This is a genomic window from Bacteroides faecichinchillae JCM 17102 (assembly GCF_000614145.1).
Taxonomy (GTDB): domain Bacteria; phylum Bacteroidota; class Bacteroidia; order Bacteroidales; family Bacteroidaceae; genus Bacteroides; species Bacteroides faecichinchillae.
Window position 1 is genome coordinate 77,667 of record NZ_BAKK01000010.1, and the last position, 15,858, is coordinate 93,524.

The window sequence follows — 15,858 nt, forward strand, 5'->3', positions numbered from 1 at the left end:
AATTATCGTTTTACTATTTTCACGGCATCTGCTGTGACAGATCTCAGTTTACACTCATCTGTCAGCACCACATGAATCGTGTCGGAATTGATAAAGTAGGTTCCGACTTGCTCCCATCCCTCATTGGCTTTTCTCAGATTAATATAAGCATCCTCCACACCGTCATCGTACATTACTTTAAAGTGATATTCTCCCCGGGCACGATCATTCCACCGCAATTCATTATCTTTGAACACATGATAGTATAGATCATACTGACCGGATTCCGGCACAGGAACTTTCCATGTAGCAGTCTGACTACCATTTCCACTTTTAATCACATAAGCCGATCGAACATATTTCCCATAATAACGGTCATTGGTAGTAGCTGTCCATTGCAAGGGTGGACGCCACCAAGGTATACCGGTATATTTAAAGGATGTATCTTCTACCTCATCCAGCCATTTAGGTAAAAGTCCCACAACGGCAGGAGTGGAAAGTGCAAAAAGAGTAGAATCTTCGTTATCCACAATGACTTCTCCCGGCAATTCAAACGAAGATTCCGGCAATGTATATATACTATCTTTGACTATTCTATTTTGCTCTTGTCTGACGTTACCGATGGCTTGATCAATCACATTAGGAAGATTTCCGGAAACCATCGTATTAACTTCAACTCTACGTATCTGTTCTTCCCATACTGATACAAACTCTTTACTTGTGTGGGCAGGCATCTCTACCTTCTTACTTGCTCTAGGATCTTCCACAGCTTGGTTCCACCAGTCATTCTGACGAATATTGATATGAATAATTCCATCATAATCCGAGTTATTACTAATCAACATTTTCAAAACAAAAAATTCCTCCCCACCTCTATTGACAACTTTTGTCAGTTCAGGAGTCCCTATAGAATAAAAAGGCAACGGAGTCGCTTCTTCCCACTCTTTCAAAAATGAGCGGATATCCGCTTTACTTATATTTCCCAGTGTGTCAAGCATATTCTCGAACTTTATATTCAGGAACGTATTGCGTTTCAGCAATGAATACAGTGAATCCCTAAAAGCTTCTACACCTATATTTATCTCAGGAACGGCAAAAAGGCGACTTGCCTCCAATCCAACGATATTATTTTGTAAATCACGTAGTTCAACATCGGACAATAATTCTTTGAATGTATGCTTTTCCAACAATAAAATGGCTTTTTCATTATTACTGATACCATTAATTTCGCGCTCCCATCCCCTATTCTCCGATTTTTTCTGGAGATATAACTCGATGACCCGATTGGCTACCGGCCATTCAGAAGAAAATATATTATAACGGAAATTGTAAATTTGTGGAAAAAGAAAGTAAGGATTTGCTTCCGTCGAAAGGTTAGTTCTCCCCCTGCTACCTAATGAAAAGTTGTAATTACCTTCCGATCGCATGAACGTCCAGCCAAAATTATTAAAAGTACGCATCTGAGCTTCCACTTCACCGATTTCGCGATCGCTGTATTTTGACCAACGTATATGATTCTTCACTTCTTTTTTCACATCCAAATTCAACAAAGCCCCTTTTTCAGGCAACAATACCATTTCAGGCTGTACAGTTTCCTGAGCTTGGGACCAAGCATGTTCATAGCTGGCAAACTGTACGGGTATTTCAACAATGGAAAATCTTTTGAAAGGATATTCCAACTTATATTCCCGCCCTAATTGTTCTTTAAAGTTACGTATAAGTGAAGGAATTGTATCTTGAATGGAATCGAATGCCGCAGTAAAATAGTCATGATCCTCTATATGCCAGATACTATACAACACACTGTCCGAATAGACACTTTTCTGCTGATAGTTTCCTATAATCAATGATATTGTTTGAGATGGAAAATCTCCTTTAAATGTATACACGCCTTGTTCATCACTCTTTCCTTCGCCTTGAGATAGAGGGATCAATCCCGGAAGAGGTTTTACTTTCAAATGATAATTACTAAAATAGGTTTGTTGCCAATCCGGACTTTTGTCGCTATAACTTGTTCCCGCACGAGGATACCAATAAGTTTCAGGAGTCAACAACAAATAATCTTTTGTTTGGAAACTATACTGCTTGTCAATATTAAACAGGAACTTCTTTCTAGAAGCCTGCAACATTTCAGGAGGAATATCCAGATAGCAAAAAGAGTTGTCTATTTGTCCATTATACTTAAATATAACGGTAGCAGTATCTCCTTTTGCTATATTTGTACCAAAGTCCACTAATACAATTTGTCTGTCGCGCTTAAATTCGAGCGGTTGTTCACCCGAAAGAACGGAATGAATATTTAAACCCGGATTCAGACAAAATGTAAATACGTCAGATGATTTCAAAGCTATTCCCTTCATTGTAACTTCCGACGAAAATCCGTCAGGATACTGTTCTATCGAAAGATCATACTGATAAATAGCCATTTTAGGTGTATCAACATATTGATTATTAATATTCGTATATATAGTCCGTATGTTACCTTGATATAAAATCGAATGTATATGCCAATAACCAAATGTGAAACTCAATAAAATGATACCGATAGAAAGAAACAGCCATGAGTAATTACTCCTTGACGAATTAGGCAATCGCCGGAAGAGACAAATGGTAGCAAAGATAAAAGCCAATCCGGCAGACAAATAGATAGCCCGGTGATTCAAGATCACCCCCAAATTAGAAAAACCGACAATAGTCGATTTTACTAATGGAAGCTATAAGCCATATAATCAAAAAGATAATAAAACTTATCTTCAATATAGAATACGGTCAATCCGATATAACCTAATAATATGACAAATGTCAATGCTTGATTTTTCAGCACTAGCATTAAGAAAATAGACAGACCTATAATAAAGACAAGGGTAGGCACACTGATCAAAAAGAAATAAATGATGTATGCCATCCAGTCTACCTCCCCAGATGTCAGGTTAAAAGCTATTGTAATACCGATAACAATCAGGTTCAAAATCAAAAAGACCCGTAAGTTCCCCCAAATCTTACCAATAACATATTCTGCGTTACTTAAAGGACGGACATAAAAAACTTCTGATGTATCCAGTTTTTTGTCTCTTTTCAGAAAATCAGAAGCCAGAAAGATGGCAATAACCGCCTGCCCTGTATTCAACAACAATAAAATTAAATAAGGTATATTCGAGGGTATGGAAGTAGCAATCCAAAGTTCTCCCATATCTTCGGATACGAACAACATGAAATTTAAAAAACTAATGATTCCTACGGCAAGTACCGTAAACACCCTAAAGAACCAACTTCTTATTAATAATTTACTTTCATATTTTGCTACCGATTGTATATTAGATATAAAAGTCATAACAGCATATCATGTTTAGTCATTTGTCCAAAGGTTTAATTGATTCTCCATATAATATACATAGGCATGTTCCAAATTTGGGGGAAATGGTTCAGCTTCGTATCCTTCCACTTTATCTGTAACTACTTGTACCTCCCACCCCGTTCCTGACGGAATAGTAGAGATTACCGGATATTTTTTATCAATATCATGCAACTGGTCACCATTAGCTTTAATTCTCCATACCTTACCCTCTGCTATCTTCAGCATTTCTTGCGGAGAACCATTAAAAGAAACTTGTCCCCGGTTCATCAACGCCATATCATTACAGGTACTTGAAATATCACCTACAATATGAGTTGACAAGATAATAGTCACATCATTCTCACTGACTTCAGATAAAAGATTACGGAAACGAATACGCTCTTCCGGGTCAAGTCCGGTAGTAGGTTCATCTACAATAATTACTTTGGGATGGTGTATCAAAGCTTGCGCAATTCCTAAACGACGTTTCATACCTCCCGATAATTTATTGGCATATCGTTCACGAACATCGAACAGTCCTACGTTTTCGAGCATTTCATCCACTGCTTGCTTTCTCTGTCTGCTATGGGTCATTCCGGACAGACGTGCCGCATAATCAAGAAATTCATACGTCTTATACTTAGCAAAAAAACGGAAATCCTGAGGGAGATACCCTAAAATACCACGGATCTCTTTCCTATCTTTCATTAAATCATATCCACAAATTTCAACTTGCCCGGAAGTAGGTTCCATAAGAGCTACAAGGATACGCATTAAAGTCGATTTGCCGGCACCGTTAGGTCCTAATAGTCCGAACATCCCTGAAGGGATTTCCAAATTCACATCTTTCAATGCATGGTTTCCGTTAGGATATATTTTATTGAGGTTTTTAATAGTAATACTCATGACGTGTTTGTTGTCCTATGTTGTAATGGCCGCTAAAGATAGACTTTATTTACATAACACAGGCAACAAACACGATGATTAACATACATTAACAACGCAATAACCTTTCAAGCCCTTTGGTTCTGCACCCAATTCATAATCACAAACACTAATGTCCGAAATAGAATTCCGAAACGTTTTTAATTATTTTTTAATCTTTGTGCAAAGATTCGGTTTACCAATCACCCGTTCGTAATTAGAAGGCGATGGGCACAACCACTGATAGACACACTCACAGCAGGGTTCTTCATTACGAATATGTAACCATGCGTTCCCTTCTGTCAATTCCCGATACACTAGATCATGGGAGAATTGTCAATCATACCTATCGATTTATCGTTCAGATTAGCATACACCTTACCATCCGGTTCTATATACAGCTTACCAAAGTCAGCAATATTGAGTGTCTGACGTATAAAGGAATGCGAGATTCGGATTGCCTGCCTGTCTGCCCACACTTTCACTTGTGGCAATGCATGCAACGCATCTTCAACAGTGACATAAAGCATTACCGGACAGATCGTCTGCAATGCCTCCACCTCTTCTGCCAACTGAGGAATAGCGAACAGATTGCCCACTAGCGAGATTTCCAAAAGATACGGCGACTGCCGGGCATTCCGGGCAAAATGCACGACCCGCATCCGTCTGCAACAGTTTCAGTTGCCGACGGATATATTAATTGCCTATGCAGCCATTCGTCTCCGGACGCGCTCCCATTCAGATAAAACACAATATTGTGTAAATTCTGTATCACACTCCCATCAGTGCCTTGCCGATGTAACCACTCATAATACTGCACTCCGTCTTGCAATTTCAGCACAGGTTTCAGTGACACAGGGCAATTATTAACGTCATCATTCTCCACCAATTTACCGCATTCTTTGTCTACCACTTGCCGAATCCACTCGTTCACCTCCGGCTGTCGCAACGTCTCTTCTGTTAGCTCCACCCGATACAGATTGTCGATATCATTTATCCACTCTGTCAATAACCGCAACGCTCCCACATTCTTAAAAGAGACCTGTGCGTGACTGACTGCATGATACAGTAATCCTTCCTCTCCTTTCAACCACATAAAGGTATTCGGAGATAAAACTAACCAATATTTCTTCATTGTATTCATCCTCTTACAGATACTTCTTTCAATATTCTTCTATAAAGTTCCGGATGCTGATCTAAATAGACTAAGCTACGTGCATCCGCCTGTTTTATCTGCCCATCCGAACAATAACTGCGACATAAGCTTGTCGCCTCGTGTATGTCATCTATCTGGTAAACGCATTGAACACAAGCCTTCCGATGACCACAACTTTTACACTGACGCGCATAACGAGACACATAATCGTTATGCTGTTGTGCAGCCTTTTCTAAATCCAGTTCCACACCGCTATCGGTTACCTGCCCTAAAGCAAATTCATGATTAATGCGTTCGCACTGCAAAATCTTACCTTTCACCGTTACAAACATCTTTTTGGAGAAAGGTGTACAAGTTCCGGATGTGATTTCGCTTGACTGATTAATTGGAAAAAGTAATTCATTATATGAAATGAACACATTTTCTGACCTTTGATAAATATAATCCAATAATTGTCTCGTTTCCGGATTCCGAATAAATAATTCATTTTTAAAAGCTTCACAGTTGGATGCTTCTTGAATACTTTCCGAATAATTCCGATAAGTTTGAAAGAAGTTTTCTAATTTATCTTTACGAATCCCTGATCCATTCAGGGGAGAAATGATAGGTTCCTTTCTAAATGTACCTTTTATGAAACTATATATGGATTCAACTGAGTTTTTATTGTGAAGTACAGAATTAAACATCACATATTCCTTAAAATACTCAGGATATCTCTCTCGCAAAAGACAAACATTAGAATACACACGATCAAATGAGTCATGTCCAGCTACATCTACTCGATACCCTTGTCCCTCTTTATTTCCGTCAAGGCTAATCAAAAGATTGAACTTTTTCTCCACCAAAAAATCCATATATCTATCTAATAACATTGCATTAGTCGTCATATTATAACGAAAAACTTTACCCACAGGCTTTAAACTTTCAATGTACGCAATTACCTCCTGAATAAAAGGGACATTAAGCAGAGGTTCCCCACCATAAAAGCCGACTAAAATAGGTTGAACTATATTTTCACATTGGTTTTTGCTCCACAATGAATAAAGATAATCTATAATCAATTTAGCCCTTTGAAAAGGAAACTTCAGATTCTCACGTTCATCATACCCTTCATACAAATCTGCATAACCACAATATTTGCAACGAAGATTACACATATCTGTTACCTCAAAAACCAACTGAAATAAATGATTCAAGTTGTACCTGATATTATCTGCTGAGACTTTCATATTAAATTTAAAATTATTGTTTAAACCTAGCGACCATCATCACTGAGTTTGCTTCTTCATCCAAACTTTCCGCAATCTTTTTCAATTCCCCTTTCAAAGAACCTTGTTCAAGAAGCCATTTCAAATAATCGACAGCAAAAAGAGTCACAAACATATTATCCGGTACCTCTGAAACATCATATGAATCAGTACGTAATTTTGATATTTTATCAGATATATATAACGTTGCTTCAGATATTTCTTGCGTTTCTCTATCACAAAACAATAAACGATTAGGATGCTCAACCAAGGTTTTGTGATCATAATCCACCTCCTTTTTTTGAACTTCCAACAACAGATAACGGTCGGTGCAAAATTTAACCGAATGTAAATCCACCAGATTTTCCTCCATATCCCTATTCTTAAAAATAGCCACTGGAATCAATACATTATTTACATAATGATATACTGTATCCAACGAAGGATCTGCAATAATGAAACCATCTTTTGTCTTTAACATAGGATCCATATAAAGTGAAGTAAGCATAATCTCACCTGTTTTCTCATCACGGAACTTTACATCATCACAAATACGCTTTTTTATCGTAATAGGAACCGGACGCATAGCTCCAGTCTGTCTATCAATAAAATAATAGGGATTCTGTTCAACAATATCACTTTTACCATCAAATTTTCCATGCCATGACCATTTACTGTACCCTATCAAATTCTTATCATCATAAACATACAAATGTCTAAGCCACACCTGTTTTGGCAATCTTATTCTCCGTTTAAAATTTCCGGAAAAATCATATACCAATATGCGAGAAAGAAAGAATCTATCATAAACATACAATTCCTTTTGAGTGTAATCAACTGTGAATAAACTTAATCTATTATATTCTTCTCCACTTTGCCCGCAACAACGCTTAAAACCACCCAAGTAACTTCCTTTTTTATTGAAAAAAAACAGTTTTGATTGAAAATTATCACCCGCAATTATTATATCAGTGGACAGACTCATTTCAAAGTTAGGATGCATCACTGAACTGTCATTAGTTTCCAACGGAATATAAGTAATTTCCGCTATATCATTCAATACAATATCTTTCTTTGGATATTCCTTTTTGACATCTATCTCTATCAACTCATTGGATAACGATTGAGAAGAAGGACCAGTACATGAGAGTAATAGCGTCAAAAGAATAATTCCTAATATGCTCATATTTATTGATCTATACATATTTACTTGCTTTTAAACTATGAAGGTATGAATCTACATACCCTCATAGCCGACATCAATTTTTCCCTATACATTTAATTATAAACATGCTACATTAGGGATAATTACTAACAATTAATAATAAGAGTAACCTGTAGTCTTGTTACTTTGTCCTATCACACCTACTTCATCAAAATCCAGTCCAATCATATTGGATCCTTCATAATAGTAACTTTCTGAAGTAGCATACCCTGTGCACGCACAACTACCTGCACAAGGACAAAGCTTCTCGCCTCCTCCACGAAGCAGACTCTGTTCTTTCTTCGTCATCTCAGCTTGGCTGAGATTTTACAACGAAATCTTACTCAATTTCATAAACAATAAAATTTTAATTAATAATAGGAATTAACCGCACAACTCATCCGCACGGTATTATTATAAAAGAAAATATAATAACCTTATAAAGCATTGACACTGTGATAAACCGTTCCTATCCGTTCTCGAAAATCCTCCAACGAGTAACAGTTAAGCATCCGTTCTCTGCCAACTTCTAAGTTACCTAGTGAATATTTTCCAGACAACAATGCCTCTAAAGCAACCTGTAACGACTCTACCCTATGCACATTGTCGAAGCGAAACATTGTTCCAAATGCACCGTCTGCCACAATCTCTCGCAATCCGGTAGTTTGATGCACCAACACCGGAAGTTTATTCATCATCATCTCTACCGCTACGTAGCCGAACTCCTCGTGAATAGAAGGTACAATACCAAACTCAGCAATAGCATATAATTCAAACAGTTGTGTTTTAGGAATGAAACCGGTAAAAGTCACCTGCGACCAGAACGGATTGGCCTTCTCCAAACAACCCATAATATTTCCACTGCCTGCCACAATGAGTCTGAACTGTGGGAACAAGTTGCGAATTCTTCCGAAAGCCTCCACAAGCTCAGTCACCCCTTTCACAGGTGCCAGCCGACCGGCAAAAATAATCAACCGTTCCTGCTTACCGAAGCCATATTTTACACGCAATGCATCACGTTCCTCGTGGCTACGTTCAACGTAAGTGTCCTGCAAACCGTTGGGAATAAAGGCTAGTTGTGTCTCCGGAATTCCATACAAATCCCGCAACATGTCGTAAGAATGACGGGCTATGGCAATGATTTTGTCACAACAATCAGTCATGAATTTTTTTTCAGCCTCAAATCGACTAACAATTATTTTTTGCCACTGTGTCTTGGGCTCCACCAAAATTCGCTCCATCTGTTGCCGATCGCCCAACAGACTGAAACTCCACTCCGTATAGTGTAAGGTAAACAATATTTTAGCCTGAATTCTCTCTCGAAACAACTTTGCCAGCCCATAATGATTAGTAAAATTAAAATGGCAATACACTGTCCGCTTGGTCGGAATGCGCGAAGCTATATAATAGAATACATTTCGATAATACTGATTTTCTTTACTCTTTGTCCATCCGGTTTGAAATTCATAAGGAATAGGTATGTCATAAGTGGCAATGCCATTTTCGTATCTCCACTTTACATTCTGTTGCTGATGAGCATAGAGAATAACCACATGGACATCCCACATATCACGGTCAAAACAGTTTGCAAGCTGGTTAACATATGTTCCTACTCCATATTGGTTTCCCGTACTTTCGCCAGAAATGATCAACAAACAATGACGTGTAGAAGCAGCTAATGCCTGTTCATAGACCCGCTGTGACTGATTTCGTAAATCTTCAACAAGCGAACGGTAAGCCTGCTTCACTTCTTCTACCAACTGGTCGTCGATAAACGACTCCAATTTCTCAGCAATAAAGTATAACGATGCCGCCCGTTCACGAAAACGTTCCATCACATGCATCATCGAAGCATCGTGCAAACGATAGAAATAAAAATCATTTGGATAGTATGTCACACGTTCAGCAGCATAAAAAGCATAGGGAGTGAAAAATTCATCATCATGGGTAGTTCCCTCAAAATGCAATCCATTATTTTCGATCAACGAACGACGATACAGACTGCTGTAAGTCATCGGAATGTATTCGCCATTCTCTATTAACCGACAGAAACACTCTTTGCCACTGAACACCTCCGTCTGAGTGGGAAATGTATACGAACGGTCTCCCATCCGGAAAGAGGTACCATCTTCATCACAGTAACATACGCTACCGATTACCATATCCGCATGACAAACTTCCGCTCAACGGTAAAGCTGTTCGAATGCATCAGGTGCCACTGTATCGTCACTATCCACGATGCCAACATAAACGCCCTTTGCCGCTTCAAGCAAAGCATTTCGTGTAGGTGAAACCTCGATGAGGTAAATGTAATAATCGAATACGAGCATCCATTGCCGCATGACGTTCAATATGTTGCAATGTGGCATCAGTAGAACCGTCATCTGCCACAATAATTTCGACCTCGTCCAATGTCTGCTGCCGAACAGAAATCAAACATTCATCGATGTAAGCCTCCACATTATAAGCAGGTATCAAAATACTAACTTTTATGGTTTTGTTCATGTGTTCTTCAAGCAAATAATTATTACGTGTTTTGATATGTTTCAAGTAAAGGTATGCCACGTTTCCAATTGTAGACTTCGGCTATGGCAGCTTCTTGCCGCCACCAGTCCACCACCCGTTTCCACACTTTCTCCGGTATATAGTCTTCCGATTGCCAATCAACACCTGTTCTTTGGCATGCATTTTTCAGATCCTCCAAATAATCGGTATCAAAAGGTAATTCGTTCGACTCTCTTCGCGGAGAATCAAGACGAGCTCGTACGTAAGACACAATCCCTTCCAATCCATGTTCAAATGAAGTATCTGCCGTGCGTCTCAAATCACGCTCCATTACTTTGCCGTCTATTTCTTTTAGAATCTCATCAGTGTCTCCCTCCACAAAGCCCTGCCGCCTCATATATTCCACTGCCCATCCAATGCCACAAAAACCGTCGGCAAAATCAACAGCTAGATCAAAAGGCAGATGCAAACAAATATCTTCCAATAATTCTCCGGCAAAATCTTCATAAAAACGATTGTGAAGAAGACGTGAACAATGAAAAAAGAAGAGAGAGAGCCCCATCCTTCCATTCAACAGACTTTGATCAGTACTAAAACTTCCATTTAATATTTGGTTGTCTATGATTTCTTTTAATTTTCTAGACAGTGTTTTCATTAATATTGATATTATGATTACTCATTGCAATATTAAAGCAAATTATTTAAAAATAAAAGCTATTTTTTAAATTTAATCAAAATTAACAACCACATTTACCCAAACAAGCTAACCATGAGCTCAATATAAAATTATATTATTTATAAGATGCTTCCATATATAAAGTTCACACCAATGATAGATTTCTGCTAAAAGCCACTCCTACGATTAAACTTATACTATAACCAAAATCACTTTGTAATCTGTTACAAGATACGAAAAAAGGAAGGATATCAGTTTTACATTGCCGACCCCGCTTCACAATTGGTAACCTATCCTCAAAAGGAATTCGAAAAATGTTGGTTTTCCATCAAAGAGGACGGGACCTAGTCTCTTTTCTAGCTGCCCAACCGGTAGTTTGCGGTGAAATGACATTAGGGATGATGATGTCAATGACTTATATTATCAGACAGTTAAACGGTCCAATAGGTGCTTTCATTGGATTTGCTCAACCGTTCCAGGATGATTTTAGCATCCTGGAACGGTTGAACGAAATACACGAGAAAGAAGACAAAGAGCAAAACATTGTCCTAAAACAAGCAACACTGCCCGAACAACAAGGATATACATATCGAAAGACTATATTTTAGTTACGACGGTGCAGAACACGATTATGTGCTTGAAGACATTAAAGTGGCCATACCGGAACACAAAGTAACTGTTATCGTGGGAACAAGTGGAAACGGAAAAACCAAGCTTTCCCTTCACCCTTCACACCCACTTCCAATAAGGCGACAGAGGGTGAAGACTCCCTCTTCACCCTCCACTTCACCACCATTTCAGACCGATACCACCCGATATACATTTCCCCATTTCGTATGTTTACGATCTATCCCCACTGCAACCAATATCTGCGCTAAAGCAATCGGATTGGCTCCACGCATCGCAGCCGGGTTCTTTTTTCTCAATATCTGAAAAATATCGGCGGCAGAAAGAAGATCACATTCCTCCTCCCTACCCGCTGCACGGAAACAGGTACGAAGAACATCTTCTACCGGACTTTGACGATAAAATGATAAATTACTTTGATTTAACTCTTGCTCTTCTTCGTTTGTAAACCAATACCGCCTACCTGACAATAGTTCCTCCTTCAGTTGTGCATAAATCTGTGCATGTTCAATGCCATCACAATCAATAGGACGCTCCACCTCTACACAAATAAACCGGCGGCTACCGGTAGGATCAGTCAGCAAATCCATCCGGTTGGATGTGCCGATAAAAGAAGCAATGCGTGGCAAGGAACGATAGTTTTTCTGGTAGGCTTTACATAAGCTTAACGATGACATCTGCATCAGATTTTTCAATAACGGCATCTTCGTGGCAGCGTACTTATCAAATTCATCCAGATTCAGAAGCCCCATCTCCGCCAATCTCCGTTCCACATTTCCACGGCTAGTCAAATCTACCTTATCCATATAGTAACGTTGGAGTTCCGCAGGAAGCAAAGACTTGCAAAATGTAGATTTCTGAAACCCCTGCTCCTTACTGACAAGCAAAGGGGCTACGCTGTTGGCATGAGCACCCGTAATACCAAGCCACTGTGCTGTCATCCCCAACATCCAGGTATGGAATTCTTTCTTCCACAAACCGTTGGCAGAAACCCGTTGTGCCAAAGCTTCCAGCCGATCAGTACCATCCCATGCAGGCAATTCGTCTAAATATAGTTTAAACGGATGATATTCAGCAATACGGGTAGAATAGACACAACGCAAAAGGTCACGATCCCAACAAGCAATTCCGGCTTCATGAGCTTCCAGACACATGGTATTCAAGACACGCTGATTGATCGGCCTGAATATTTCCTCCAAACGTATCAACGGGCGGTACTCTGTTTCTTCAGTCAATACATTATAACGAAAGTCATAGCGGGATCTTAAGAAAAGCCCCACACTTTCGGTTAGTACTTTTGTTTTCAAAGATGCATTCTCTGAACTTCTTTCCTTGTGTCCTTCCTTTTTCCGGAAAAGACGCCCCATTAGCTTTTGCCAAATAACAAACAATACATTTCTCCTTTTCATCTTCCTCTGTTTTTAATCATTAACGGCTGCGAATATACTGTCACAAATAGACGATCTGCAACTTTTCAACAGATTCATTTTCAGAATAATGAACTTAGCATTTTATCCCATCATTTCTTGTTTATCTTCTAATTAAACCTTATCTTTGATGCGGATATTTATTACTTATCACAGTTGTGATAAGTATGTATCATAACTGTGATAAAAACGTATCACAAAAATGATAAATGCTTATCACAGTAATGATAAGTAAGGAATATCAGGAACAAAATCAACAAATATCCCATAGATAACCAACAAACATCTAAATGAAAAAAGAAGATGGCAGTACAATTTGAATTATATAAAACTCCCATGCCGGAGGAAAAGAAAAACAAAGTGCGATATCATGCACGCCCGGTCAGTTATGAAACAGTGGATACCGAAGACCTGATTTACCGTATCCACAGCCGTTGCTCGTTGAGCCCGTCGGACGTAATAGCCACCCTGGAAGAACTGAAATATGAAGTGGCACAATGCCTCAAAGAAGGGAAGAAAGTGCATATCGACGGATTGGGATATTTACAAATAACCCTTTCATGTGAAGAGGAGATACGGGATCCCAAAGCCAAACGAGTGCATAAAGTAAAATTAAAATCAGTCAAGTTCAAAGCCGACAAAGAACTAAAAGCTGAGCTTTCGGACATACACTTTCAACGTTCGAAATACAAGCCCCATTCCGCCGAACTGTCTCCTATAGAAATAGACATGAAACTAACGGAATATTTTGCAGACAACCAGATTATCACCCGGAAAGACTTTCAACAGCTCTGCCGGATGACACAAATTACGGCATACCGGCATATCAAAAGACTGATTGCAGAAAAGAAACTCCAAAATTTAGGTACTACCCACCACCCCATTTACACACCGGTACCAGGTAATTACAGGGTGTCCGCAGCCATAAAATACAGATGAAGGAACAACCCTTCACCCGCTCTCTACCTAATATAAAGGATACAGGAAAAAGGTGAAGAGTTGAATGGCTTTTTGAACATTTTACTTTATTTATTCGTCAGAATCAAAGAAAGTCTCTATCTTTACACAAATTATTTTCTATTATTCACTACTAAATGTAAATATTATGGCAAGTAGAAGAGAGCTCAAGAAAAACGTAAATTATATCGCTGGAGAATTATTCACCGAATGTTTGATCAACAGCATGTTTATCCCTGGTACCGACAAGGCTAAGGCCGATGAGGTGATGGCGGATATTCTGAAAATACAGGATGAATTTATCAGCCGCATCAGTCATACCGAGCCAGGAAATGTGAAAGGTTTTTACAAGAAATTCAGAGCAGATTTTAATGCAAAAACGGACGAGATTATTGACGCTATCGGAAAATTGAACTAAAAGACAGAATGAAGAAAGCCATTTATAGCTTTATCTATTACCGCCTTTTAGGTTGGAAGACAAACGTTACAGTTCCTAATTACGATAAATGTGTAGTCTGTGCCGCACCACATACAACGAATTTAGATTTATTTATTGGAAAACTGTTTTATGGAGCTGTTGGCCGTAAAACTAGTTTTATGATGAAAAAAGAATGGTTCTTTTTCCCACTAGGGCTTCTTTTTAAGGCAGTAGGCGGGATTCCTGTAGACCGTGGACGAAAGACTTCATTGGTAGACCAAATGGCACAACGTTTTGCCGAAAGCAAAAAGTTTCATTTGGCTATCACACCCGAAGGAACTCGTAAGGCAAATCCGAATTGGAAAAAAGGATTTTATTATATCGCTCTCAAAGCGCAAGTACCCATCGTATTGATCGGTATTGACTATGAGAAGAAAACCATTTCATCAACGAAAGCAATCATGCCATCGGGAGACATTAATAAAGATATGAAGGAAATTAAACTCTATTTCAAAGATTTCAAAGGGAAACATCCTGAAAATTTTGCACTTGGAGAGATATAATTTCGCTATGGAAAACTTTGAAGGGAAATTACTAATAAACCAATGGCATGGATTCCATTCGAATTTCTATCATACAAACCACTATCGTTTGGGAAAATAAAGAGGAAAATCTCCGTTTGCTCCACGAGAAACTGCAAAGTCTCTGTGGAACAACGGAGATTGTTGTTTTACCGGAGATGTTTTCCACAGGATTCAGCATGCAAAGCGAGCTTCTGGCTGAGCCTATTACCGGTACTACTATAATTAGCCTCAAACAATGGGCCTCTCTATATCAGGTAGCTATCTGCGGCAGTTACATAGCAGAAGACAAAGGACACTTTTACAACCGGGCTTTTTTTCTTACTCCCGAAGGAGAAGAATATTATTATGATAAGCACCATTTATTCCGTATGGGACAAGAGAGTGAACATTTTTCCGCCGGAAATAAACGACTTATAATTCCTTATTTAGGATGGAATATTTGTCTGCTTGTATGTTATGACTTACGTTTCCCGGTATGGAGCCGGAACGTGAATAACGAATACGATTTACTGATATATGTAGCAAACTGGCCGATCCCCCGTCGTCTGGCTTGGGATGTATTGCTGCGTGCGCGGGCATTGGAAAATCAATGTTATGTATGCGGTGTCAATAGAATAGGTACAGACGGATATCATCTTCATTATAATGGAGGCAGTGTCGTTTATTCAGCTCTTGGTGAAGAAATTACTTCGCTTCCTGACGGACAGGACGACAGCACTACCGTTACCATCAATCTAACAACTCTTCAGAGATTCAGAAAAAAATTTCCAGTCTGGAAAGATGCAGACTTGTTCCAACTATGAATCTTAATAAAACAAAT

Annotated in this window: 16 protein-coding genes and 2 pseudogenes; 6 read left to right on the plus strand and 12 right to left on the minus strand. The window is 38.9% G+C overall.

What is annotated here, in order from left to right:
- Nucleotides 1–2: 2 nt before the first annotated feature.
- The 11 genes and pseudogenes from JCM17102_RS26625 to JCM17102_RS07395 all read right to left on the minus strand — a co-directional run bounded on the left by JCM17102_RS26625 (nt 3) and on the right by JCM17102_RS07395 (nt 11,004).
- Nucleotides 3–3,310 (minus strand): annotated as a pseudogene (locus JCM17102_RS26625) (golvesin C-terminal-like domain-containing protein).
- A 15-nt stretch (nt 3,311–3,325) separates the two neighbouring features.
- Entirely contained in the window at nt 3,326–4,219 is an 894-nt protein-coding gene (locus JCM17102_RS07360; RefSeq protein WP_025074617.1) for an ABC transporter ATP-binding protein, read from the minus strand.
- Nucleotides 4,220–4,554: 335 nt separating this feature from the next.
- The gene (locus JCM17102_RS07365; RefSeq protein WP_025074618.1) at nt 4,555–4,851 is read right to left on the minus strand and encodes a hypothetical protein; all 297 of its coding nucleotides are present in this window, start codon (nt 4,849–4,851) and stop codon (nt 4,555–4,557) included.
- Nucleotides 4,836–5,372 (minus strand): hypothetical protein, encoded by a 537-nt coding sequence (locus tag JCM17102_RS07370; protein ID WP_148302045.1) that lies wholly within the window; start codon nt 5,370–5,372, stop codon nt 4,836–4,838. Before JCM17102_RS07370 ends, JCM17102_RS07365 begins: the two co-directional genes overlap by 16 nt.
- Nucleotides 5,373–5,377: 5 nt before the next feature.
- The gene (locus JCM17102_RS07375) at nt 5,378–6,622 is read right to left on the minus strand and encodes a radical SAM peptide maturase (protein WP_025074620.1); all 1,245 of its coding nucleotides are present in this window, start codon (nt 6,620–6,622) and stop codon (nt 5,378–5,380) included.
- A gap of 13 nt (nt 6,623–6,635) precedes the next feature.
- A complete protein-coding gene (locus JCM17102_RS07380; protein WP_081800201.1) occupies nt 6,636–7,844 on the minus strand; it encodes a DUF4934 domain-containing protein in 1,209 nt (402 codons plus the stop codon).
- A gap of 114 nt (nt 7,845–7,958) precedes the next feature.
- The gene (locus JCM17102_RS07385) at nt 7,959–8,153 is read right to left on the minus strand and encodes a hypothetical protein (RefSeq protein ID WP_025074622.1); all 195 of its coding nucleotides are present in this window, start codon (nt 8,151–8,153) and stop codon (nt 7,959–7,961) included.
- Nucleotides 8,154–8,281: 128 nt separating this feature from the next.
- The gene (locus JCM17102_RS26630) at nt 8,282–10,006 is read right to left on the minus strand and encodes a glycosyltransferase (RefSeq protein WP_051572829.1); all 1,725 of its coding nucleotides are present in this window, start codon (nt 10,004–10,006) and stop codon (nt 8,282–8,284) included.
- Nucleotides 10,007–10,027: 21 nt separating this feature from the next.
- Nucleotides 10,028–10,186 (minus strand): glycosyltransferase, encoded by a 159-nt coding sequence (locus JCM17102_RS32385; protein WP_373278867.1) that lies wholly within the window; start codon nt 10,184–10,186, stop codon nt 10,028–10,030.
- Nucleotides 10,110–10,349 carry a glycosyltransferase family 2 protein gene (locus JCM17102_RS28905; protein ID WP_136498352.1) on the minus strand — a complete coding sequence of 80 codons (240 nt, stop codon included), beginning with the start codon at nt 10,347–10,349 and terminating at the stop codon, nt 10,110–10,112. The genes JCM17102_RS32385 and JCM17102_RS28905 overlap by 77 nt, the downstream gene beginning before the upstream one ends.
- Before the next feature lie 22 nt (nt 10,350–10,371).
- On the minus strand, nt 10,372–11,004 hold the full coding sequence (locus JCM17102_RS07395) for a glycoside hydrolase family protein (protein ID WP_025074623.1): 633 nt from the start codon (nt 11,002–11,004) through the stop codon (nt 10,372–10,374).
- Nucleotides 11,005–11,256: 252 nt separating this feature from the next.
- Here JCM17102_RS07395 and JCM17102_RS32390 point away from each other — a divergent pair, with 252 nt between their 5' ends.
- Together JCM17102_RS32390 and JCM17102_RS22575 are read left to right on the plus strand one after the other, a co-directional pair.
- The gene (locus tag JCM17102_RS32390; RefSeq protein WP_373278868.1) at nt 11,257–11,373 is read left to right on the plus strand and encodes a cysteine peptidase family C39 domain-containing protein; all 117 of its coding nucleotides are present in this window, start codon (nt 11,257–11,259) and stop codon (nt 11,371–11,373) included.
- A pseudogene (locus JCM17102_RS22575) lies at nt 11,349–11,742 on the plus strand (peptidase domain-containing ABC transporter); the annotation flags it as partial. The gene JCM17102_RS32390 and the pseudogene JCM17102_RS22575, both read left to right, overlap by 25 nt.
- A gap of 80 nt (nt 11,743–11,822) precedes the next feature.
- Here the strand turns inward: JCM17102_RS22575 and JCM17102_RS07405 are convergent.
- A complete protein-coding gene (locus tag JCM17102_RS07405) occupies nt 11,823–13,019 on the minus strand; it encodes a DUF3874 domain-containing protein (RefSeq protein WP_373278869.1) in 1,197 nt (398 codons plus the stop codon).
- Nucleotides 13,020–13,382: 363 nt separating this feature from the next.
- Between JCM17102_RS07405 and JCM17102_RS07410 the strand changes: the two genes are divergently transcribed.
- From JCM17102_RS07410 to JCM17102_RS07425, 4 genes are all read left to right on the plus strand, one after another.
- Complete coding sequence (locus JCM17102_RS07410) at nt 13,383–14,018, plus strand: HU family DNA-binding protein (RefSeq protein WP_025074626.1); 636 nt, start codon at nt 13,383–13,385, stop codon at nt 14,016–14,018.
- Between the two features lie 166 nt (nt 14,019–14,184).
- Complete coding sequence (locus JCM17102_RS07415) at nt 14,185–14,454, plus strand: hypothetical protein (protein WP_025074627.1); 270 nt, start codon at nt 14,185–14,187, stop codon at nt 14,452–14,454.
- 8 nt (nt 14,455–14,462) lie between these two features.
- Nucleotides 14,463–15,017, plus strand: a complete 555-nt coding sequence (locus JCM17102_RS07420) for a 1-acyl-sn-glycerol-3-phosphate acyltransferase (RefSeq protein ID WP_025074628.1) — start codon at nt 14,463–14,465, stop codon at nt 15,015–15,017.
- 47 nt (nt 15,018–15,064) lie between these two features.
- A complete protein-coding gene (locus JCM17102_RS07425) occupies nt 15,065–15,841 on the plus strand; it encodes an amidohydrolase (RefSeq protein WP_025074629.1) in 777 nt (258 codons plus the stop codon).
- Nucleotides 15,842–15,858: the final 17 nt, after the last annotated feature.